The sequence below is a fragment of the Motilibacter aurantiacus genome (assembly GCF_011250645.1).
In the GTDB taxonomy this organism is placed as follows: Bacteria; Actinomycetota; Actinomycetes; order Motilibacterales; family Motilibacteraceae; genus Motilibacter_A; species Motilibacter_A aurantiacus.
On record NZ_JAANNO010000003.1, the window covers coordinates 336,732 to 357,140 of the forward strand.

Annotated in this window: 19 protein-coding genes and 1 riboswitch; of the genes, 6 read left to right on the forward strand and 13 right to left on the reverse strand. The window is 76.2% G+C overall.

What is annotated here, in order from left to right:
- Positions 1–153 precede the first annotated feature (153 nt).
- Genes cobC through G9H72_RS07920 form a run of 10 tightly spaced genes read right to left on the reverse strand, consistent with a single transcriptional unit; the run spans position 154 to position 11,714 of the window.
- Entirely contained in the window at positions 154–1,929 is a 1,776-nt protein-coding gene (cobC, locus tag G9H72_RS07875) for an Rv2231c family pyridoxal phosphate-dependent protein CobC (protein WP_166169580.1), read from the reverse strand.
- Positions 1,919–2,614, reverse strand: a complete 696-nt coding sequence (locus G9H72_RS22880; RefSeq protein ID WP_166169582.1) for a sirohydrochlorin chelatase — start codon at positions 2,612–2,614, stop codon at positions 1,919–1,921. The genes cobC and G9H72_RS22880 overlap by 11 nt, the downstream gene beginning before the upstream one ends.
- A complete protein-coding gene (locus G9H72_RS07885) occupies positions 2,611–3,198 on the reverse strand; it encodes a precorrin-8X methylmutase (protein WP_166169584.1) in 588 nt (195 codons plus the stop codon). Before G9H72_RS07885 ends, G9H72_RS22880 begins: the two co-directional genes overlap by 4 nt.
- On the reverse strand, positions 3,195–4,865 hold the full coding sequence (gene cobJ, locus G9H72_RS07890) for a precorrin-3B C(17)-methyltransferase (RefSeq protein ID WP_166169586.1): 1,671 nt from the start codon (positions 4,863–4,865) through the stop codon (positions 3,195–3,197). Before cobJ ends, G9H72_RS07885 begins: the two co-directional genes overlap by 4 nt.
- Complete coding sequence (gene cbiE, locus G9H72_RS07895; protein WP_166169588.1) at positions 4,862–6,052, reverse strand: precorrin-6y C5,15-methyltransferase (decarboxylating) subunit CbiE; 1,191 nt, start codon at positions 6,050–6,052, stop codon at positions 4,862–4,864. Before cbiE ends, cobJ begins: the two co-directional genes overlap by 4 nt.
- Positions 6,049–6,870, reverse strand: a complete 822-nt coding sequence (gene cobM / locus G9H72_RS21410; RefSeq protein ID WP_166169590.1) for a precorrin-4 C(11)-methyltransferase — start codon at positions 6,868–6,870, stop codon at positions 6,049–6,051. Before cobM ends, cbiE begins: the two co-directional genes overlap by 4 nt.
- Entirely contained in the window at positions 6,867–7,607 is a 741-nt protein-coding gene (gene cobI, locus G9H72_RS07905) for a precorrin-2 C(20)-methyltransferase (RefSeq protein WP_166169592.1), read from the reverse strand. The genes cobM and cobI overlap by 4 nt, the downstream gene beginning before the upstream one ends.
- Positions 7,604–8,971, reverse strand: a complete 1,368-nt coding sequence (locus G9H72_RS07910; RefSeq protein WP_166169594.1) for a cobyrinate a,c-diamide synthase — start codon at positions 8,969–8,971, stop codon at positions 7,604–7,606. Before G9H72_RS07910 ends, cobI begins: the two co-directional genes overlap by 4 nt.
- Positions 8,968–9,582, reverse strand: coding sequence for a cob(I)yrinic acid a,c-diamide adenosyltransferase (cobO, locus tag G9H72_RS21415; protein WP_166169596.1), 615 nt, complete (start codon positions 9,580–9,582; stop codon positions 8,968–8,970). Before cobO ends, G9H72_RS07910 begins: the two co-directional genes overlap by 4 nt.
- Complete coding sequence (locus G9H72_RS07920) at positions 9,582–11,714, reverse strand: putative cobaltochelatase (protein ID WP_166169598.1); 2,133 nt, start codon at positions 11,712–11,714, stop codon at positions 9,582–9,584. The genes cobO and G9H72_RS07920 overlap by 1 nt, the downstream gene beginning before the upstream one ends.
- A 62-nt stretch (positions 11,715–11,776) precedes the next feature.
- Positions 11,777–11,952: riboswitch (cobalamin riboswitch) on the reverse strand.
- A gap of 175 nt (positions 11,953–12,127) precedes the next feature.
- Between G9H72_RS07920 and G9H72_RS07925 the strand changes: the two genes are divergently transcribed.
- Complete coding sequence (locus tag G9H72_RS07925) at positions 12,128–12,826, forward strand: trimeric intracellular cation channel family protein (protein WP_166169600.1); 699 nt, start codon at positions 12,128–12,130, stop codon at positions 12,824–12,826.
- On the opposite strand, the gene G9H72_RS07930 is transcribed toward G9H72_RS07925, so the two are convergent.
- On the reverse strand, positions 12,762–13,529 hold the full coding sequence (locus G9H72_RS07930; protein ID WP_166169602.1) for a sulfotransferase family protein: 768 nt from the start codon (positions 13,527–13,529) through the stop codon (positions 12,762–12,764). The two genes, G9H72_RS07925 and G9H72_RS07930, sit on opposite strands and share 65 nt — an antisense overlap.
- 155 nt (positions 13,530–13,684) lie before the next feature.
- Here G9H72_RS07930 and G9H72_RS07935 point away from each other — a divergent pair, with 155 nt between their 5' ends.
- Genes G9H72_RS07935 through G9H72_RS07950 form a run of 4 tightly spaced genes read left to right on the forward strand, consistent with a single transcriptional unit; the run spans position 13,685 to position 17,944 of the window.
- Positions 13,685–14,272, forward strand: coding sequence for a PadR family transcriptional regulator (locus G9H72_RS07935; RefSeq protein WP_166169604.1), 588 nt, complete (start codon positions 13,685–13,687; stop codon positions 14,270–14,272).
- Complete coding sequence (locus tag G9H72_RS07940) at positions 14,269–15,006, forward strand: ABC transporter ATP-binding protein (RefSeq protein WP_166169606.1); 738 nt, start codon at positions 14,269–14,271, stop codon at positions 15,004–15,006. Before G9H72_RS07935 ends, G9H72_RS07940 begins: the two co-directional genes overlap by 4 nt.
- The gene (locus G9H72_RS07945) at positions 15,003–17,804 is read left to right on the forward strand and encodes an FtsX-like permease family protein (RefSeq protein ID WP_166169608.1); all 2,802 of its coding nucleotides are present in this window, start codon (positions 15,003–15,005) and stop codon (positions 17,802–17,804) included. Before G9H72_RS07940 ends, G9H72_RS07945 begins: the two co-directional genes overlap by 4 nt.
- Positions 17,801–17,944, forward strand: coding sequence for a hypothetical protein (locus G9H72_RS07950; RefSeq protein WP_166169610.1), 144 nt, complete (start codon positions 17,801–17,803; stop codon positions 17,942–17,944). Before G9H72_RS07945 ends, G9H72_RS07950 begins: the two co-directional genes overlap by 4 nt.
- A 17-nt stretch (positions 17,945–17,961) precedes the next feature.
- Here the strand turns inward: G9H72_RS07950 and G9H72_RS07955 are convergent, their stop codons facing one another.
- Complete coding sequence (locus G9H72_RS07955; RefSeq protein ID WP_166169612.1) at positions 17,962–18,510, reverse strand: hypothetical protein; 549 nt, start codon at positions 18,508–18,510, stop codon at positions 17,962–17,964.
- Between the two features lie 179 nt (positions 18,511–18,689).
- Between G9H72_RS07955 and G9H72_RS07960 the strand changes: the two genes are divergently transcribed.
- Complete coding sequence (locus tag G9H72_RS07960) at positions 18,690–19,787, forward strand: PqqD family peptide modification chaperone (protein ID WP_166169614.1); 1,098 nt, start codon at positions 18,690–18,692, stop codon at positions 19,785–19,787.
- Here G9H72_RS07960 and G9H72_RS07965 read toward each other — a convergent pair.
- A complete protein-coding gene (locus G9H72_RS07965) occupies positions 19,771–20,334 on the reverse strand; it encodes a hypothetical protein (protein ID WP_166169616.1) in 564 nt (187 codons plus the stop codon). The two genes, G9H72_RS07960 and G9H72_RS07965, sit on opposite strands and share 17 nt — an antisense overlap.
- Between the last annotated feature and the right edge of the window lie 75 nt (positions 20,335–20,409).

Genomic DNA, 20,409 nt, shown 5'->3' on the forward strand with positions numbered 1-20,409 from the left:
AAGCCCGGCCCTGCGGGAGAAGCGCCACACGATCCCGCCGAACCGGACGAAGCACGCGTATCCTGTTGCCGCCCGGAACTGCTGTCAATGCCGGGAAGCGACCGCGCGGCACGGCGGGCGAAGAGTTTTCACACCGGACACAGACCGGGCTGCTCAGCCGGCGACGAGCCCGGCCACGGCGCCGACGACGACGACCGCCGGAGGCCGTACGCCCGCGCGGGCGCAGTCGTCCCCGGCCGCCGCGAGCGTGGTGCGCAGGACGCGCTGGCCCTCCAGCGTCCCCTGCTGCACGACCGCGACCGGTGTGTCCCCGCCCCGGCCCCCGGCGACGAGGGCCGCGCTGATCGCGGGCAGCCGGTCGACCGCCATGAGCAGGACCAGCGTGCCGTTCAGCCGGGCGAGCGCGTCCCAGTCGACCGTCGAGCGCGGGTCCCCGGGCGGCACGTGGCCGGAGACGACGACGAACTCCTGGGCCAGCTCGCGGTGGGTGACCGGCACGTCCGCGGCGGCCGGGGCGCCCAGCGCGCTGGTGACCCCGGGCACCACCTCGACGGGTACGCCGGCCGCCCGGCAGGCCGCCAGCTCCTCCCAGCCGCGGGCGAAGACGTACGGGTCACCACCCTTGAGGCGGACGACCCGCTTGCCCTCGCGAGCCAGCGAGACGAGGCGGGCGTTGGTCTCCTCCTGGGGAACGGTCCGACCGCCCGGGGTCTTCGAGGCGTCCACGACCTTCACCCCCGGGGCCAGCCCGTCGAGCACGGTGGTCGGGCCGAGCCGGTCGGCGACCACGACGTCCGCGGCGGCGAGCAACTGCAGGCCGCGCACGGTCAGCAGGGCCGGGTCGCCGGGCCCGCCGCCGACGAGGGCGACCGAGCCGACCGGGCGCCCGCCGTCACCGGCCGGTGCGGGCTGCCCGAGCGCGCCGCGCAAGGCCCGGACGAAGGCGTCGGACGTGTCCGGGTCCCGGACCGCCACACGGGCCCACTCCGGCCCGAGGCCGGGGAAGGTGTCACCGCGGCGTACGGCGAAGCCGACGTCACGCAATGCGCTGCGGACGTCGACGGGGGTGCGCAGGAGCAGGAACGGCCCCCGGGCATCCGGGACGACGTCGACGCCGGGCACGCCCGCGAGCGCCTCCGCCAGGTGCTCGCGGTGGGCCACGATGCCCCGGGCCCACGTCGCCGACTCCTCGACCGCGGAAGGGGCACTGCACGCCTCGACGGCGACCAACGCGGGTGCCGACAGCGGCCAGAGCGGCTGCGCCTGCTGCAGCCGGGCCACCAGCGCGGGGTCGGCGAGCAGGTAGCCGACGCGCAGCCCGGCCAGCCCCCACGTCTTGGTGAGGCTGCGGACGACGACGAGCCCCGGCAGGTCCGAGCGGCCGGCCAGGGACTCCGCCTCCCCGGGCACGGCGTCCATGAAGGCCTCGTCGACGACGACGACCCGCCCCGGGCGGCAGAGCGCGGAGAGCGTCGACGCGGGGTGCAGGACGGAGGTCGGGTTCGTCGGGTTGCCGACGACGACGAGGTCCGCGTCCTCGGGGACGAGGCCGGGGCCCACCCTGAAGGGCGGCGCCAGCACCACGCGCTCCACCTCATGACCGGCGGCGCGCAGGGCCGCCTCCGGCTCCGTGAACTGCGGGTGGACGACCACCGCACGGCGGGGGCGCAGCGTGCGGGCCAGCAGCACGAACCCCTCGGCCGCGCCCGCGGTGAGGAGCACGGACCCGGCCGGACGCCCGTGCCTGGCCGCGACCGCCGCCCGGGCCGAGCTCTGGTCCGGGTACGCCGCGAGCCGCCCGAGCGCGCCGGTGAGCCGGGCGAGCAGCCAGGACGGCGGGGCGCCGGCCCGGACGTTCACCGCGAGGTCGACGAGCCCCGGGGCGACGTCCCTGTCGCCGTGGTGTCCCAGGTCGACGTCAGTGGGCATGCGCGGTGAACTTCGGACGGTAGAAACAGGAATTGCAGTTCGACCTGAGGTCCCCGTCCAGCACCTCGGCGTAGCGCTCGAGCACGAGGTCGGCCAGCCCGTCGCAGTCGCCCACCGGGGCAGCGGCCCGGACGTCGGCGAGCCCGGAGGTCGGCATCGGCCCGAGCGGCGTGAAGAGGGAGTACGGCACGACGACCGCGCGCTCCGCGCCCAGCCGGCGGCACCGCTCGAGCGCGGCCTCGACGGACGGCCCGGCCTGCACGAACGCCGGCTCGACGAGGCCGAAGCCCCGCCCCTCCCACAGCATCCGCGCCACCTTCACCGTCTCGGCGTTGGCCTGCGGCTCGTCGGGCCCGTGGCCGACCAGCACGACGGCGCTGTCGGCCCGGCCGGCCCCGGCGAGCGCGGCGTCGACGCGCTCCTCGAGCAGCCGCAACAGGGTGGGATGCGGGCCGAACGGCCGGGCGACGCGTCGGCCCGCGGGCGCCTCCCAGCCGGCCGCGAGCAGGACGAGCGGGACGCCGACGGGCCCGGGCCCGGGCGCATCGGGCCCGGGCGAGGACGACAGGACCTCGACGCCCTCGGCGACCAGCCGCTTGCTCAGCCGCTCGGCGAGCAGGTCGGCCTGCTCCCCCGCGTCGGCGGGGACGGCCAGCAGGAGCAGCGGGGGGCGTACGGCCGTCACTGCGCCTCCTCCACGTAGAGCAACGCGTTGACCGCGGCGGCGGCGACCGCCGAGCCGCCCTTCTCCGAAGCGTTGCTGACCGACGGCAGGCCGGAGGCCCGGAGCGCGGCCTTCGACTCTGCGGCCCCGACGAAGCCGACCGGGAGCCCGACGACCAGCGCCGGTCGCGCGTCCAGCTCCAGCAGGGTGAAGAGCGCCGTCGGGGCGTTGCCCACGACCCACACCGCACCGTGGCCGACCTCGCCGAGCGCCTCGCGGAAGCCCGCGGAAGAGCGCGTCTCCCCCGGCCGCGGCTGCGCCGTCCGCACCCGGCACAGCACCGGGCGGGACGTGATGCCGGCCGCCACCATCTCGGCGTCCGCGACCACGGGGGCCCCGGCCCGGAGGGCGGCCAGCCCGCGCTCGAGGTCGCCCTCGGCGCAGGCCAGGTCCTGCACGTAGTCCAGGTCCGCACTGGCGTGCACGACCCTCTCGACGACGGCCCGCGTCAGCGGCGGCAGGCCCGAGGTGTCGACCCGGGAGCGCAGGATCGCGTACGACTCCTGCTCGATGGGGTGCACGGTGCGGGTTCCGGGGCGGCTCATCGCATCCACCGGTACCCGCGCGGGGTCACCATGCGGCCGCCCACCATCCGGGTGTTGCTGCTGCCGACGAGCACGACGGAGTACATGTCGACGTCGTCGGGGTCCAGCTGCGCGACGGTGGTCAGCAGCACCCGCTGCCCGTCCCGCGTCGCGTTGCGCACGACGCCGACCGGCGTGTCCGGCGGCCGGTGCCCGGCCAGCAGGCCGATCGCCTTCGGCAGCTGCCAGTCCCGGGCCCGGCTGCGCGGGTTGTAGAACACGGTCACGAAGTCGCCCTCGGCCGCGGCGCGCACGCGGGCCTCGATCGCCTCCCACGGCGTGTGCAGGTCCGACAGGCTGATGTACGCCGCGTCGTGCCCGAGCGGCGCGCCGAGCAGCGCCGCGGCGGCCAGGGCGGCCGTGACGCCGGGGACGCCCACCACGTCGATGTCGTGACCGGCGACGTCGAGGGCCGGGCTGGCCATGGCGTAGACGCCGGCGTCGCCGGAGCCGATGAGCGCGACGGCATGGCCCTGCCGAGCCTGCTCGACGGCCAGCCGGGCACGGGCCTCCTCGTCCCCCAGGCCGGAGACGAGCACGCGCGTGCCGGGCCGCAGCAGGTCGCGGACCTGGTCGACGTACTGGTCGAGCCCGACGACGACGGAGGACCGGGCCAGCTCGGCGACGGCCCGCGGTGTGACGAGGTCGCGCGCCCCGGGGCCGAGCCCGACCAGCGCGAGCCGGCCGCGCGGGCGGTGCCGTGCGACTGCCGCAGTCGACATCGCTGATTTGCGCTTCGGCACGAGCAGCTCGGCCGTGCCTCCGGACAGCGCCGCGGCCTCCGCGACGCTCGGGGTGCCGACCTCCTCCAGGACGACCGAGCTCGGGTTGGGCACGTCCACCGCGGCGAGAGCGGCGGCGGGGTACGTCACCAGCGGCCAGCCGCGCAGGCGTGCGGCCTCGACGATCCCGGCCTCGTCGGCCTTGAGGTCGACGGTCGCGAGGTGCCGCACGGAGGCGGCCGAGACGCCGGCCTCGGCCAGCGCCGCGTCGACGAGGGCGAGCACCTCGTCGGCCGGGACACCGCGGCTGGCCCCGACGCCGACCACGATCGACGGCGGGCGCAGCACGGCGGTGGCGGCGGACGGCTCGACGACGCGGTCGGTCACGAGGAGGGTGGCGTCCCCGCTCGCGTGCGGGTCGACGGCGAGCGCCGGCAGCGGCCACGTCGCGTCGGCCTGCAGCCGGACCGGGTCGCCGTCCAGCAGCGCACGGCTCACGGCCGCGACGGCGCCCTCCACCGGCCAGCCGAGGGTGTCCAGGCCAGGGATGCCCGTGGCGTCGGTGGCCGTGGTGATGACGGGCGTCGCACCGAGGGCGGCGGCGACGCGCTCGGCCAGGGCGTTGGCGCCGCCGCCGTGCCCGCCCACGAGGGCGACCGCGTGCCGGCGCGACTCGTCGACGCACACGACGCCCGGGTCGCTCGCCTTGTCCTGCAGCAGCGGGGCGACGAGCCGCACGGTCGCGCCGACGGCGAGGAAGGCGACGATGCCGTCGCACTCCCGCCACGCTCGGGCGAGCGCCTCGGCGGCGGCACCGTCGTAGCGGCGGGCCTCCTCCGGCCAGGCGGCGGCGAGCTGCGCGGCGGCGGCCCGTCCGGCGGCGGTGACCGCGACCAGGCCGATCACAGCCGCTCCCCCCACACGAGGAGCACGGGGTTCTCCGCGGCGAGCCTGGTGGAGCCGTCGGGCAGCGCCCGCATGCGGGACGACTGGAGCAACGTGCCGTCGACCGCGTACCCGCCGCCCGACAGCGCATCGCGCACCGGCGCGAGCCGGTCGACCGCGGCGAGGGCCGCCACGACGCGGGCCGGCTTGCGGCGCGCGCAGGCGGCGACCACGTCGGGGCCTCCCCCTCCGACGAACACGGCGTCCGGGTCGGGCAGTGTGTCGAGGGCCGCCGGTGCCGAGCCGGCGACGACGTCGACGCTGACGCCGTGACGCCGGGCGTTCGCGTCGACCCTGCGGCACTGGTCCGCGTCGCGCTCGACGGCGACCACTGCCGCGCCGAAGCGGGCGCACTCGACGGCCACGGACCCGCTGCCCGCCCCGACGTCCCACACGAGCAGGCCGGGACGGGGCGCGAGCCGCGCCAGGGCCAGCGCGCGCACCTCGGCCTTGGTGACCATGCTGTCGCGATGGGCGAACTCGGATTCCGGAAGAGCCCAGGCGTCCGGGGCGGCCGCCCGGGGCCAGGCCGAGCCGACCCGGGTCGCGAGCCGCTCGTCGTCGAGCACCAGGGTCACGTTGGGGTCGGCCCAGGCCCGGGCGGTGTCCTGCACGCTGATCGCGGTCACCCGCTCCTCGTCCGTGCCGAGCCGCTCGCAGACCACCATGCGGCGCGCGGTGGCACCGAGGGCGGCGCCGATCTCCGCCGGCCCCGCGCCCGGGCCGGTGAGCACCGCGACCTTGGGGTGGGCGCGGCAGGCGTTCACCGCGGCGGCCAGGTCGCGGCCGTGCGCGGAGACGACGAGGGCGTCGTCCCAGGGCAGCCCGACGCGCGCGAAGGCCAGCGCCACGGACGACACCCCCGGGAGCACGCGCGGGTCGAGCCCGGCCTCGCGCAGCGCGCGCACGATGCCGAAGAACCCGGGGTCGCCGCTGGCCACGACGACGGCCTCGCCGTCGTGCCGGGCCAGCTCCTCGACCGCCGGCGACAGCGGGCCCATGACGACGGTGCGGGCCGTCGCCGGCACGGCGACGGCGTCCAGGTGACGGCGCCCGCCGACCACCAGGGTCGCCCCGGCCAGTGCGCGCGACGCGTCCGCGCCGAGGGGGGAGCCGTCGTACCCGACGACCGTGACCGTGCCGGTCACGGTGCTCCCTCGCCGGCCTGCCGGGACGCCCGGAGCGCCCGCCGCGCCTCCGGGTCCGCCCTGCGGAACCCGTGGAAGTGCCCGGGGTGGTAGAGGTGGGAGCGCGTGCCGCCCGCGGTGAGCGCGGGGCCGACGAGGAAGAGCGTGTGCTTCCAGAGCTTGTGCTCCTTGACCGTGTCCTCGAGCGTGCCGACCGTGCACTGCACGACGAGCTCGTCGGGCCAGGTCGCCTGGTAGGCGATGACCACCGGTGTGTCCTCGCTGTAGCCGCCCTCGAGCAGCTCCTCCTGCAGCTGCCCCGAGCGGGCCGCGGACAGGAAGAGCGCCATCGTCGTCCCGTGGCGGGCGAAGTCGCGCGTCTCCTCCCCGGCGGGCATGGGGGTCTTGCCTCCCCCGAGCCGCGTCAGGATCACCGACTGGGCGACCTCGGGAATCGTCAGCTCGCGCTGCACGATCGCTGCCACTGCGCTGAAGGCGCTGACTCCGGGCACGATCTCGGTCTCGAGGCCGAGCTCGCGACAGCGGTCGAGCTGCTCCTGGACCGCGCCCCACAGTGCCGGGTCGCCGGAGTGGATGCGGGCGACGCGCAGCCCCTCGGCGAGCGCGCGCTGGTAGAGCGGCAGCACGCCCTCCATCGGCAGCTGCGCCGAGTCGACGACCTCCGCCCCCTCGCGCACGTGCTGCAGGACGTCCTCGTGAACCAGGCTGGCGGCCCAGATGACGATGTCCGCTTCGCCTATCGCGCGCGCGGCGCGGAAGGTCAGCAGGTCCGCGGCGCCCGGCCCGGCGCCGACGAAGGTGACCTTTCCCCGGCTCACAGCTTCCCTCCACGTCCGGTGTGACGACGGGCCGGCGCGACCACCGTCGACAGGTACGGCGCCTCGACGCCGTGCTCGACGTCGGCCAGCGGCCGGACGTCCTCGTCGGGCAGGCCCATCGCGGCCCCGAAGACCGCGTCGTCGAGCCGTCCGGCGGCGCGCAGCGCCTCGACGACCGCCGGCAGGTGGCGGCCTCCCTTGTAGGCGACCACCGTGTCGAAGCTCGCCAGTGCCGCTTCGTAGGCCGGCAGGCCCGCGGTCAGCGGCAGCAGCGCCAGCGACTCGGTCCCCTCGCAGAGGACCGTGCCGCTGCGGGACGCGAGGTCCTGCATCGCGGTGATGCCGGGGACCGTGCCCACCTCGACCCCGGGCACGAGCGTGCGGACGGTCGCGGCGAGGTAGGCGAACGTCGAGTAGACGTTGGGGTCCCCGATGGTCGCGAACGAGACGGTCGAGGCCCCCGACGCGAACGCGTCGGCGACCGCGCGGCCCGCCGCGTCCCACGCCTCCTCGCGCCGCGCGGTGAGCCCGCCGCGGTCGCTGAGCGCGAAGACCGCCCGCCGCACCTTCGACGCGTCGACGTGGCGGCGCACGACCTCCTCGGCCCGTCCCACGACGTCGTCACCCATGACCGGAACGAGCACGACGTCGGATTCCTGCATCACGCGTACTGCTTTGACCGTGACCAGCTCCGGGTCGCCCGGCCCCACGCCGACACCGACCAGCCGCGGGGTCATGCAGCGGCCTCGACGCGGGCGGCGAACTCGGTGAAGCGGCGGGCGAGCTTGGGGGCGCCGGCCCAGTGGACGTGCAGGTACGACGCGTGCACGCCGCCCTGCACGAAGCCCTCGGAGGAACCCGCGCGCCACTGCCACGCGGGCAGCTGCCCGGCGGGCGGGCTGCAGGCGGTGCGGTGGAACTCGTGCCCCCGCACGCGCTGCCCCTCGACGGCCAGCGAGTTGTCGCTGACCGCGACGGCGTCCCGGTAGCCCAGGGTCAGGTTGCCCGTCATCCGGGCGTCGATGTCGAGCACGCCGCACATCGGCTGCCCGTCCAGGGCCTTCGCGAGGTAGAGCAGCCCGGCGCACTCGGCGGCGACCGGCGCCCCCGACGCCGCGAGCCGCGACACCGCCGCCCGCAGCTGCTCGTTCGCCGAGAGCTCCGCGGCGTACATCTCGGGGAAGCCGCCGCCGACGACCAGGCCGGCGGTGCCCTCGGGCAGGGTCTCGTCGCGCAACGGGTCGACGTGCACCACCTCGGCCCCGGCGGCGGTCAGCAGCTCGGAGGTCTCGGCGTAGGAGAAGGTGAACGCGGCCCCGGCCGCGACAGCGATGCGGGGGCGGCCACCGGCCGGCTCCCCGATCGCGACTCGCGGGTCCCAGGGCGCGTCGCTCAGCCCTCCCGCGCTGCGCGCCACCTCGAGGACGCCCTCGAGGTCGACGCAGGCCGACACCAGCTCGCCGAGCGCGCGCACCGTCGCGACCGAGGCCGCGCTGCGCTCGGCGACGGGGACGAGGCCCAGGTGGCGCGAGGGCGCCGAGATCGCGTCCGAGGGCGGCAGGCACCCCAGCACCGGGACGCCGATCTCCTCGAGCGCCTGGCGCACGATCTCCTCGTGCCGCTCGGAGCTGACGCGGTTGAGGATGACCCCGCCGATGCGGACGTCGGGGTCGAACGTCGCGAACCCGTGCACGAGGGCGGCGGCGGACCGCCCCTGCGCCTTGGGGTCGACGACGAGGACGACGGGCGCCCGCAGCAGCTTGGCGATGTGCGCCGTCGACGCCAGCTCGCCGTGGCCGGTCGCGCCGTCGTACAGGCCCATCACCCCCTCGACGACCGCGAGGTCGGCACCGGCGGCGCCGTGCAGGAAGAGCGGCACCATGCGCTCGGGGCCGCAGAGGTAGGCGTCGAGGTTGCGCCCGACCCGCCCCGCCGCCAGCCCGTGGTAGCCGGGGTCGATGTAGTCCGGGCCGACCTTGTGCGGCGACACGGCGAGCCCGCGGCTCGCGAACGCCGCCAGCAGCCCGGTGGCCACCGTCGTCTTCCCATGGCCGCTCGACGGCGCCGCGACGACGAAGCGCGGGACGGATCCGCTGCTCACCACTCGATCCCCCGCTGCCCCTTCTGGCCGACGTCCATCGGATGCTTCACCTTCGTCATCTCCACCACCAGGTCCGCGGCCTCGACCAGCCGTGGGTCGGCGTCCCGTCCGGTGATGACCACGTGCTGGGCCCCGGGGCGGTCGCGCAGCGTCGCCACGACGTCGTCGACGTCGACCCAGCCCCACTTCATGGGATAGGTGAACTCGTCGAGCACGTAGACCTTGTACGCCTCCGCGGCCAGGTCGCGCTTGACCTGCTCCCAGCCCTCACGGGCGTCGGCCGCGTGGTCCTGCTCGGAGCCGGCGCGCTGGATCCACGACCAGCCCTCGCCCATCTTGTGCCAGGCCACCGGGGCACCCTCGCCGGTCTGCTCGTGCAGCCGCCCGAGCGCGCGGAAGGCGGCCTCCTCGCCGACCTTCCACTTCGCCGACTTCACGAACTGGAACACACCAATCGGCCATCCCTGGTTCCAGCCGCGCAGGGCGAGGCCGAAGGCAGCAGTCGACTTCCCCTTCATCTCACCGGTGTGGACGACGAGGAGGGCACGGTTGCGGCGCTGACGCGTGGTGAGGCCGTCGTCCGGGACGCTCGTGGGCTTGCCCTGCGGCATCAGGCCGCTCCGCGCACGTCGCGCACGAGCCCGGCCAGCGAGTCCGCGGCGAGCTCCTCGAGCCGGATCGCCGGGCCGCCGAGGCGGGCGGCGAGCTCGACGGCCAGGCCGAGGCGTACCGGCCCCGACTCGCAGTCCACGACGACGCTCGCCACGCCCTGGGCCGCGAGCAGCCCGGCGGCCTGCGCCGGGTCACCCTTCGTCGTCTGCCGGCCGTCGGTGACGACCACGAGGAGCGGCCGGCGCCGCGGGTCCCGGACCCGCTCGACGCGCAGCACGTCGTGGGCCCTGAGCAGCCCGGCGGCCAGCGGGGTGCGGCCGCCGGTCGGCAGCGCCTCGAGCCGCGTGGCCGCTGCCTCGACCGACCACGTCGGCGGGAGGGCCACCTCGGCACCGCGCCCGCGGAACGTCACGAGCCCGACCTTGTCACGTCGCTGGTAGGCGTCAAGCAACAGCGAGAGAACGGCGCCCTTGACCGCGCCCATCCTTTGTCGAGCTGCCATCGAGCCCGAGGCGTCGACGCAGAAGAGCACGAGGTTGGACTCGCGCCCCTCGCGGACAGCCGCGCGCAGGTCGTCGCGCGCGAGCACCAGCCCCCGGCCCACGCGGCCGCGGGCGCGCTGCTGCGGGGCGGCCGCCTGAAGGGTCGCGGGCAGGTGCAGGGCGGTGACCTTGCCGGCGGGCCGCTGCGCCCGGACGGTGCGCCCTCCGCTGCCGCGCGTCGCCGACCGACGGCCCGCCACCCCCTCGCCCACTCCGGGGACGTGGAGGGTGCGCACGCGGTACGGCGCGGTCGCGGTGGCCACGGGCTCGGGCGTGGCCGGGGCGGCGGCGTCACCGGCCGACTCACGCTGATCATGAGGCTTTCCGCGCGACACGCCGGTGTCGCCGCTGAGATCCCCATGATCACCGCTCGCGGCGGAGCCGGGGGGCGGGGCCGGAGGTGTCGGGGACGAGGGGGTGGCCTCGGGGCCCGGCGCCGCACTGTCGGGGCCGGCCCCCGGCGGGGGCGCCGCGCCCGACGCGTCCACGCCCCCACCGGGCCCGTCTTCGTCCGGCCCGTCGTCGTCCGGCCCGTCGTGTTCCGGGCCCTCGGGCGAGCCCTGCTGGGCCGCGTCGAGCGCGTCGTCGAGCGCGTCCTCGTCCAGCCCGGGGGCGTCGAAGGGGTTGCGGCGGCGGCGGTGCGGCAGCGCGAGCAGGGCGGCCTGGCGGACGTCCTCGGGGAGCACCTCGTCGCGGCCGTGCCACGCCGCCAGGGCGACGGCGGTCCGTGCCGTCACCAGGTCGGCGCGCAGCCCGTCGACGTCGAAGGCCGCGCAGACGGTGGTCACCTGGCGCAGGGCGGCGTCGGACAGGACGACGTGCGGCAGCCGCTCGCGGGCGGCGACGATCCGCGCGGCGAGGGCGGCGTCCGCCGAGACCCACCGGGCGGCGAACGCGGCGGGGTCGGCCTCGTACGCCAGCCTGCGGCGTACGACCTCGGCCCGCTCGCCCGGCTCGCGGGTGGCGCGGACCTCCACGGTCAGCCCGAAGCGGTCGAGCAGCTGCGGGCGCAGCTCGCCCTCCTCCGGGTTCATGGTGCCGACGAGCAGGAAGCGGGCGGCGTGCGACACCGAGACCCCCTCCCGCTCGACGTGTGCGCGTCCCATGGCGGCGGCGTCCAGCAGCAGGTCGACCAGGTGGTCGGAGAGCAGGTTGACCTCGTCGACGTAGAGCAGGCCGCGGTGCGCGGCGGCGAGCAGCCCCGGCTCGTACGCCTTGACCCCCTCAGCGAGCGCGCGCTCGAGGTCGAGCGAGCCGACGACGCGGTCCTCCGAGGCCCCCACCGGGAGCTCCACCAGAGCGGCGGGCCGGTGCGCGCCGGGGACGCCGGGCTCGTGCGGCCCGTCGGGGCAGGCGGGGTCCGGCGCGGCCGGGTCGCAGGAGAACCGGCAGCCGGTGACGACGGCGACCGCGGGCAGCAGCGCGGCGAGCGCGCGCACGATGGTCGACTTGGCGGTGCCCTTCTCGCCGCGGACGAGCACGCCGCCCACCGCCGGGGAGACGGCGTTGAGCAGCAGGGCCAGCCGCAGGTCGTCGAGGCCGACGACGGCGGAGAACGGGTACTGGGTCGAGGCGGGCGCGGCGGTCATCGCCGCCGCCCCGACAGCGTGACGCGCATGCCGCGGTTCCTTCCCTCGGGTTTCCACGCCCGAAGTTCCGGTCGGCGACGGCGGGAGTAATCCTGGCTTCCGGATCGGCGCGCGGCCCCGGCCTTCCAACCGCCGGAGCGACCGTGGCCGTGCGTGGGGCCTTGCTCCCCGGTGACAGTGGCGGGACCGCGCCGGAATCGCACCGGCTTCCTCCACTGCCGTCGCAGTGCAGGGGCATCCTATGCGTCCGCCCGACCGCCCCCCGGCTGCCCGGCCGCCCCCCGTCCGAGAGCGGGCACCTCGTGGGCGTCCAGCGGCGAGAGGGTGCCCTCCTGCCGACGCGCCGCGGGCCACCCGAGGGGCTGGCGCGGGAGGCAAGCGGCCGACGGGGCCCGCTGCGGCAGGCTGTGCCCGTGGACACCCTCGACGCGGGCGACGCGCAGCACGCCCTCGAGCTCGCCGGGATCGTCGCGTTCGCGCTGTCCGGGGCCACGCTGGCGATCCGCAAGGGCTTCGACGTCGTCGGGATCGTGCTGCTCGCGCTGCTGACCGCGCTGGGCGGCGGGGTGATCCGGGACCTGCTCATCGGCGCCACGCCACCGGCGGCCTTCCGCGACCTCGAGCTGCTCGTCCTGCCCGTCGTCGCCGCGCTGGTGGCGATGGTCGCGCACCCGCTGATCAACCGGGCGTTCCGCGTGGTGCTGCTGCTCGACGCGGCGGGGCTCGCGCTCTTCAGCGTGACCGGGACCCTGCTCGCGAGCGAGGCCGGCCTCGACCCGGTGCAGGCGGCGTTCCTCGGGGTGGTCACGTGCGTCGGCGGCGGGGTGCTGCGCGACGTGGTCGCCCGCGAGACCCCCGTGCTGGTCCGCGCCGACAGCGACCTGTACGCCGTCCCCGCCGCGCTCGGCGCCGGGCTGGTCTCCACGCTGGAGAATCTCGGGGCCTACACGCCGACGGCCGGGCTGCTCGCCGCGTCGGCGGTCTTCCTGCTCCGTGTTGCGGCGATGGCGTTCGACTGGCGCGCCCCGGTCGCCCGGCAGCCGGCGGCTACGCCCCGCGCGCGCCGGCCCCTGCGCAGGCGGCCGGGGCGGCAGCCCCGTCGGGGGCGGTAGCGAACTCCTCGGCCAGCGGGGCCAGGACGGCATCCACGGAGGCGAGCGTGGCGGCGTCCCACTGCCGCCACCCCCCTCCGTGCGGAGTGCAGACGTGCCCTTCGTGCATCAAGGTTCGCCGGTCGGCATCGGTGGACAGCGGGGCTACGGTCGTGCCCGGTACGCCGCCGGCCCCATCGGCTCCGGCGGCGGCGCACGCCCGCACCGCCGCACCGGGGTCCACCGCCATCCCGGCGGCCGCGGCCACCTCCACGAGCACGTCCTCGGGCGCGGTCAGCAGCCGCTCGTAGCCGACCATCACCGCGCCGGAGTCGCGCCACCAACGGACGTTGTCGAGGTTCACGCGCCACCGGCGGGAGGCGAGCACCTCTGCCGGAGGCTGCCCGAACGCCCGGGAGAACGAGTGCAGCACGTCCCGCCAGTCGCGGACGGTGCACACCGGCAGGAGCCGGCCGTCCAGGAGCGGCGACCAGTCGCCGCCCTCCGGGATGGCCGGCGTGTGGTGCGCCTTCCCGACGGCGACGCCCATCGCCTCGACGAAGGACCACGCGGGGCCGGCGAGGAGCGGGACCTGCCCGGGCTCGACGTACCCGATGCGCCGCCCCGTGTTGGCCAGCTCCACGTACTCCCCGAGCAGGTTGTAGAGCAGGGTCGAGCCGGAGCGGTACCCGCCCGCGGACAGCAGGACCAGCGGCTGCGGCACGGCGTCTCCTCAGGTCGTCGGCCCGTGGAGTGTGACGCAGCACGCAACGGCGGCCGATCCCAGGAATCGCCTAGCGGGGAACTTCCCGGCCCTGGACCCGCCGCTGCATACGGGGTATACCTGGAGTGCCATACCGAGTATGCAAGGGAGCGCCCATGTCCGTCCGGCAGAGCCTGCTCGCCCTCCTCGAGGAGGGCCCCAGCTACGGCTACCAGCTGCGGTCAGCCTTCGAGGAGCGCACCGGGTCCACGTGGCCGCTCAACGTCGGGCAGGTCTACACGACGCTCGCCCGGTTGGAGCGCGACGGCCTCGTGGAGCCGGACTCGACCGACGGCGAGGGCCACGTCTTCTACCGGATCACCGACTCCGGCCGGGCAGAGGTGGCGACGTGGTTCGCCAGCCCGGTGGAGCGCACCTCGCCCCCGCGCGACGAGCTGGCGATCAAGCTGGCGCTCGCGGTCACCGTGCCCGGCGTCGACGTGCGGGGCGTCATCCAGGCCCAGCGCACGGCCACCCTCCGGGCGCTGCAGGACTACACCCGGCTCAAGGTGCGCGCCGGGGACTCGGACCTGGCCTGGACGCTCGTCCTGGACTCGCTCGTCTTCTCCGCGGAGGCGGAGGTCCGGTGGCTGGACGCCTGCGAGGCGCGGCTGGCCCGGGCCGCGGCGGAGGCCCGCGACCGGTCGACGACCGCCCCCGCACTCCCCACGAAGGACAGCCAGCCGAAGGAGGCACGCCGATGAGCGACACGCAGGGAACCGCGCCCGTGCTCGAGCTGCGCGACGTCCGCCGGGTGCACGGCACCGGCGACAACGTCGTGCACGCCCTGCGCGGCGTCTCGCTCGCGGTCCGCCCGGGCGAGCTCGTCGCCGTCATGGGCCCGTCCGGCTCCGGCAAGTCCACGCTGCTCACCATCGCGGGGGGGCTCGACAGCCCCACCGGCGGCGAGGTCGTGGTCGAGGGGACCGCCCTGTCCACGCTGGGCCGCAAGGGGCTCGCGGCCCTGCGGCGGCGCTCGCTCGGCTACGTCTTCCAGGACTTCAACCTGATCCCGGCGCTCACCGCTGCCGAGAACGTCGCGCTCCCCCGCGAGCTCGACGGTGCGCGCGCGAAGGCGGCGCGCGCCGACGCGCTCGTGGCCCTGGAGGAGGTGGGGCTGGCCGAGCTCGCCGACCGCTTCCCCGACGACATGTCCGGCGGCCAGCAGCAGCGGGTCGCCATCGCGCGCGCCCTCGTGGGCCAGCGCCGGCTCCTGCTGGCCGACGAGCCGACCGGCGCCCTGGACTCGGAGACGGGCGAAGCCGTTCTCCGGCTTCTGCGTTCGCGAGTCGACGCGGGAGCGGCCGGGGTCCTGGTGACGCACGAGGCGCGCCACGCCGCCTGGGCCGACCGGGTCGTGTTCCTGCGCGACGGCGTCGTCGTCGACGAGACGGGCAGCTCGCCCGGCGCGGACGTGCTGCTGGAGGCCGGCCGGTGACGGCGTACGCACCCCCTCCCGTCGCCGCGGCGCCCGAGGAGGCCAAGCGCGGGCCGCGGGTCGGCCTGGCGGCAGCCCTGCGCATCGCGCGTCGCGACGCCCTGCGGGCGAAGGGCCGCAGCTTCCTGATCGTCGCGATGGTAGCCCTGCCGGTGATGGCGCTGGCGTTCGCGGCCGTGGCCTGGCGCACGGCCGAGCTCAACCCCGACGAGCAGCTCGACCGCCAGCTGGGGCAGGCCTCCTACCGCTTCCTGTCCTGGTCCTCCGACGGCTCGTCGATCACCCAGACCCCCGACGGCGACGTGGGGAGCTACTCGGCCGCACGGGACGGCGAGCCCGTCGACATCGAGGCGCTCGTGCCTACCGGGGCCCGGGCACTGACCGAGACGTCGGACTCGGTGACCGTGCGCACGCGGACCGGCCTCGGCTCGGTCGGCTGGACGGAGACCGAGGCGGCGGACCCGGCGATGGCGGGCCGGTGGGCGCTCGACTCGGGCCGCGGACCGCAGGCGGCGGGCGAGGTGCTGCTGACCCCGAAGCTCGCCGACCGGGCGGGGCTGGCCGAGGGCGACACCCTGACCGTCACCGAGCCCGAAGCCGCCTTCACCGTCGTGGGCATCGCCCATCGGCTGGCCGACCCGCACGCGCAGGAAGTCGTCGCGCTGCCGGGGGCACTCGCGGAGGCGACGGGCAACCCGGGCTTCCGCCGCCCGCTGCAGAGCCTGTGGGTCGTGGACGCCCCCATCACCTGGGACCGCATCCTGGAGCTGAACGAGCTCGGCGTCGCCGTGCTCTCCCGTGAGGTGGCGGAGAACCCGCCGCCGCGCTCTGAGGTGCCGTTCTACGCCGACCCCGACAACGCATGGGCCAACAGCAACAGCGAACTGGCGTTCACCATCCTCGCTATCACCGTGGTCGTGGTGCTCGCGTGCCTCGAGGTGATCCTGCTCGCCGGCGCGGCCTTCGCGGTCGGTGCTCGGCGGCAGGCCCGGACGCTCGCGCTCGTGGTGGCGGTCGGCGGTGACCGGCGTGACGCCCGGCGCGTGGTCCTCGCGGGCGGGCTCGTCCTCGGGCTCGTGGCCGGCGCCGTGGGGGTCGTCCTCGGCTGCCTGCTGGCTCTCGCCGCGGTCCCGGTGCTGCACCACGTCGGCTCCGACACCGGCCGCTACGACCTGCGCCCGCTCGAAGTGCTGCCCATCGTGCTCGTCGGCGTCCTGACCGGAGTCCTCGCCGCCGTCGTGCCGGCCCGCGCCGCCGCCCGCCAGGACGTGGTGGCCACCCTCGCCGGGCGGCGCAACGAGGTGCACGTCCGCCGCCGCGTCCCCGTCATCGGGGTGCTGACCGGCGTGCTCGGGGTGGTCGCCGCCGGCATCGGCTCGGCGGTCGCGCTCGCGGCGGACGACGGCATGACCGACGGCACCGCGTACGTGGTGGCAGGCCTCATCGCCGGCGGTGCCGTGCTGGCCATCCTCGGCCTGGTCGTGCTGTCCCCCACCGTGGTGGCGCTCGCCGGCCGCCTCGCCCACGCGCTGCCGCTCTCGCCCCGCCTGGCGGTCCGCGACGCTGCGCGCCACCGGGCACGGACGGCACCTGCCGTCGCGGCCGTCCTGGTCGCCGTCAGCGGCAGCGTGGCGCTGAGCTTCGTGGTGCAGTCCTTCGACGACCACGACCGCCGGGAGTACCGCCCGAGCCTGCCGGACCGGTTCGCCTCCGTGGGCCTCGTGACCACGAGCTACGACGCCGAGGGCGACCACACGACCAGGGTGGTCCCGGCGGCGGACGTGGAGCGGGCCGTGGCCGCGCAGCTGCCGGTCGCGGACGTGATCCCGTTGCGGGTCGCGGGGGCGTGCGTGACGGACCGCTGCCCCCAGGCGAACCTCGTGACGCCGGAGGCGAACCGGTGCCCGGACGGCCGGGCCAGCGCGCGGGACGACGACTGGCGCTGCGTCATCAGCCACCTGAGCACGCGCTACAGCAACTCCACCAGCGCCGTCGGTGACGCCGCCCTGGCCGAGCGGCTCGGCGTGCAGCTCACCGAGCAGGAGCGCGACGTGCTCGCGTCCGGCGGCGTGCTGCTCAACTGGCGGGCGCAGGTCGAGGACGGCCGCGCGACGTACGAGCTGTTCGGCCCGGACGCCCTGGACCAGGAGCCCCCGCCGGGCCAGGAGGCGACGTGGACGGGGCCGCAGCCCGACGAGCGCGTCACGGTCCCGGCCGCCTGGGTGCAGGACCTGCCCTTCGCCAGCCTCATGTCGGAGCGGACGGCCGATCGGCTCGGGATCGGGTCGACGGTCCGCCAGCTCGCCCTGCGCCTGGACCGGGTTCCCACGCAGGGCGAGGAGGACGCCGCAGCAGCCGCACTCGAGCAGTTCGGGCTCGGCCCGTACGACCTGTCCGTGGAGCGCGGGTACCGCAGCTCGTACGGGCCGGGGCTGCTCGCGCTCGTCCTCGCCTCGGCGGTCATCACGCTGGGCGCGGCGGGCGTCGCGACGGGGCTCGCCCTCGCCGACGCCCGGCCGGACCACGCGACGCTGGCCGCGGTGGGTGCCGCGCCTCGCGTACGCCGCTGGCTGGCGGCCGCGCAGGCGCTGACCATCACGCTGCTGGGGACCCTGCTCGGGGTGCTGGCGGGCCTGGTGCCGGGGATCGCCTTCGTCCGGTCGCTGCCCGACTACGACCTGGTCGCCCCGTGGCTGTCACTGCTGGCGATCATCGGGGTCGTGCCGCTGCTCGCCGGAGGCGTGGCCCTGCTGCTGACGCGCGGCCGGCTGCCGATGACCCGGCGGGAGGCGGTGTGAACGCCGACCTGGCGCGCCGCGCCCGCCGGCTCGCCCGGGCCCGGCGGCTCCACCTGGTGCTGGAGCGGCGCGCGACGCGCCCGCAGACGCGCGCGGGCCGGGAGGGCGGCGGCACCGCCCCTCCCGGCCCGGGGGCCTGACGCCGTCGAGCCCGTCGTCAGACGTACTTGCTGAAGATGACCCTGCCGCCGGAGCAGTGCGCCTCCTCGTGGCCCGAGCTGCTGCTCGGCGAGCACAGGTCGACGTCCGACACCCACGCCTTGACGAAGCTCGCCAGCGTCGGGAGCAGCAGGTAGAGCCCCGTCCTGCCGCTGAGGTAGCCGCCGGAGACGCTCAGCCCGAGGTCCGAGGGCTTGAACCAGGTGGAGTAGCCCAGGGAGCGAAGGAACCGGGCGTCCTTGTCGTCCCGGTCGGTCGGGATGCAGTCGATCCGTCCGTTGCCGTCGATCCTGACCCCGACGAGGCACGGCCAGCCCCACTTCCAGACCGTGCACAGCAGCAGGCCGGCGGCGGGAACGCAGGGCGTGGGCCGGGACGGCACGGTGGGCGTCGGCGGCTTCGGGGCCGTGGTGGACGCGGCGTCCGCGACCCCGACACCGATCGCCTGGATGGCGGGCACGGCCCACACCGCGCCGCCGACCAGCACGCCCTTCTTCAGCGCGTCCCGGCGGCTCATCCCGTCGGTGCTCACGGACCCGTTCGTCATTCACGTGCTCCCTGGTCGTCGAAGAATGCCGTTCCAGCGTAGGAAGACGCCGTGCCGGGAAGTGCCACCTCGACTTCACCAAACCTGGCTTCACCCGTACAGCGGTACGGATGTCTGCCGTACGGGTGAGCCGACGATCTACGCTTCGTGACCCTCCGGTCACGCCCTAGGCTGGACGGGTGTCACCCCCTCGCGTCGGGCCGCCGCTGCCGGGAGTCGTGAGCGTCGAGCTCGACGGCTTGATCAGCGCGTACTCTCCCTGCACGGACGAAGTCGCGTTTCTGAACTCGACAGCGAGCGACGTGTGGCGGCTCGCCGACGGCGAGCACACGGCCGAGGAGCTCACCGCACTGCTGGCCGCCGCGTACGGGACGACGGCCGACGCCCTGCGCGACGACGTCGGCCGGCTGCTGGACGGGCTCGTCGCCGCCGGGCTGCTGCCCGGGCCGGGCCGGCCACGCCCGGCCTTCTCGCTGCGCGCCCTCGACGTCCCAATGCGCCTCCTGGTCGACGACCCCGAGCTGGGCGAGGTGCTGGAGCGGCTGTGGGCGGACTGCGCGGCGGCGCCCTGCGGCGAGCGCGGGGTGACCGTCCGGGTGACGGGGACGGGGCCGTGGCACGTCGCCTCGCCGGCGCACACCGTGCAGGCGCGCACGCTCGCGGAGGCGGTCGGCGAGGCGTGCGCGGCGGTGAACCTCTCCGCGGTCGCCGCCACGCCGCTGCTGGCGTACCACGCGGCCGTGCTCAGCCTCGGCCGCTCGACGCTCGCCGTGCCCGGGGTGTCCGGCGCGGGCAAGTCGACGCTGACCGCGGCGCTGCTGCTCGAGGGGTGGGAGCTGGTCAGTGACGAGGCGCTGGCGCTTCCGTGGCACGCCGGGCCACCCGCGGCCTACCCGCGGCCGTTGGCGCTGTCGGACTGGTCGCGCCGGGCGCTCGACGTGGACGACCGGGGCGTCGAGGCGGTCGGGGAGCGTTTCGTCCGGGCCGTCGACCTCGGGGCCCTGGCCTCCGGCACGCCGGGGCCGGTGACCGACGTGCTGCTGCTGCGGCGGGCGGAGGGCCCACCACGGCTCGCGCCCGCCGACCGCACGGAGGCGCTGCGTGCCCTGCTGCCCCGCGGGTTCACCTCGGTGCAGAGCCCGGGCGCAGCGCTGCGGACGATCGCCGACGTGCTGGCGCAGGCCCGGACGTGGGGCCTGCGGCTGGGCGACCCGCGGCGGGCCGCCCAGCTCGTCACCGAGGCCCTGGGGCCGCCGGGGCTCAGCAGGACTTGGTGAAGGTCACCCGTCCGCCGCTCGGGGTCACCGCGGCGTAGTCGAGCCCCACAGGGCTGCCCGGCCCGCCGGAGATGTTGCCGTCCGCGGCCCACGCGCCCACGAACGTCGTGCCGGCCGGAACGGCGAGGAACAGCCCCTTGCCGTCGGCGGTCCTGCCGCCGGAGACGGTGACACCGGCCTTCGACGGCTTCACCCAGCCGGAGTAGTTGCGCGGCGCCGCGCCGAGGAAGGCCGCGTCGCCGTTCTTCGACGGGATGCCGTCGATCGAGCCGTCCTCGTCGACCTTCATCCCGACGAGGACGCCGGCGGCGGTACGGACGAGCAGCAGGCCGTGCGAGGGGATGCAGAGGGCGGGCGCGGGGCCGGGAGGCGGCACCGAGCCGGACGCCGCGTCCGCCGCCCCCATGGACAGCGACTGGATCGCCGGCACCGTCCACACGAGGGCACCACCGACGAGCGCGCCGCGCTTGAGCGCGTCGCGCCGGGTGAGCGCAGCGTGGGGAGCCGACGAGGGCAGCGATTCCGTGATGTGCGAGCTATTCACCATGTGACCTCCAGTAGGACGTGTCAACCGGCGAATTCTAGTCGGCACCCGCGCACCCCGACCGAGTTTTTCACCCTA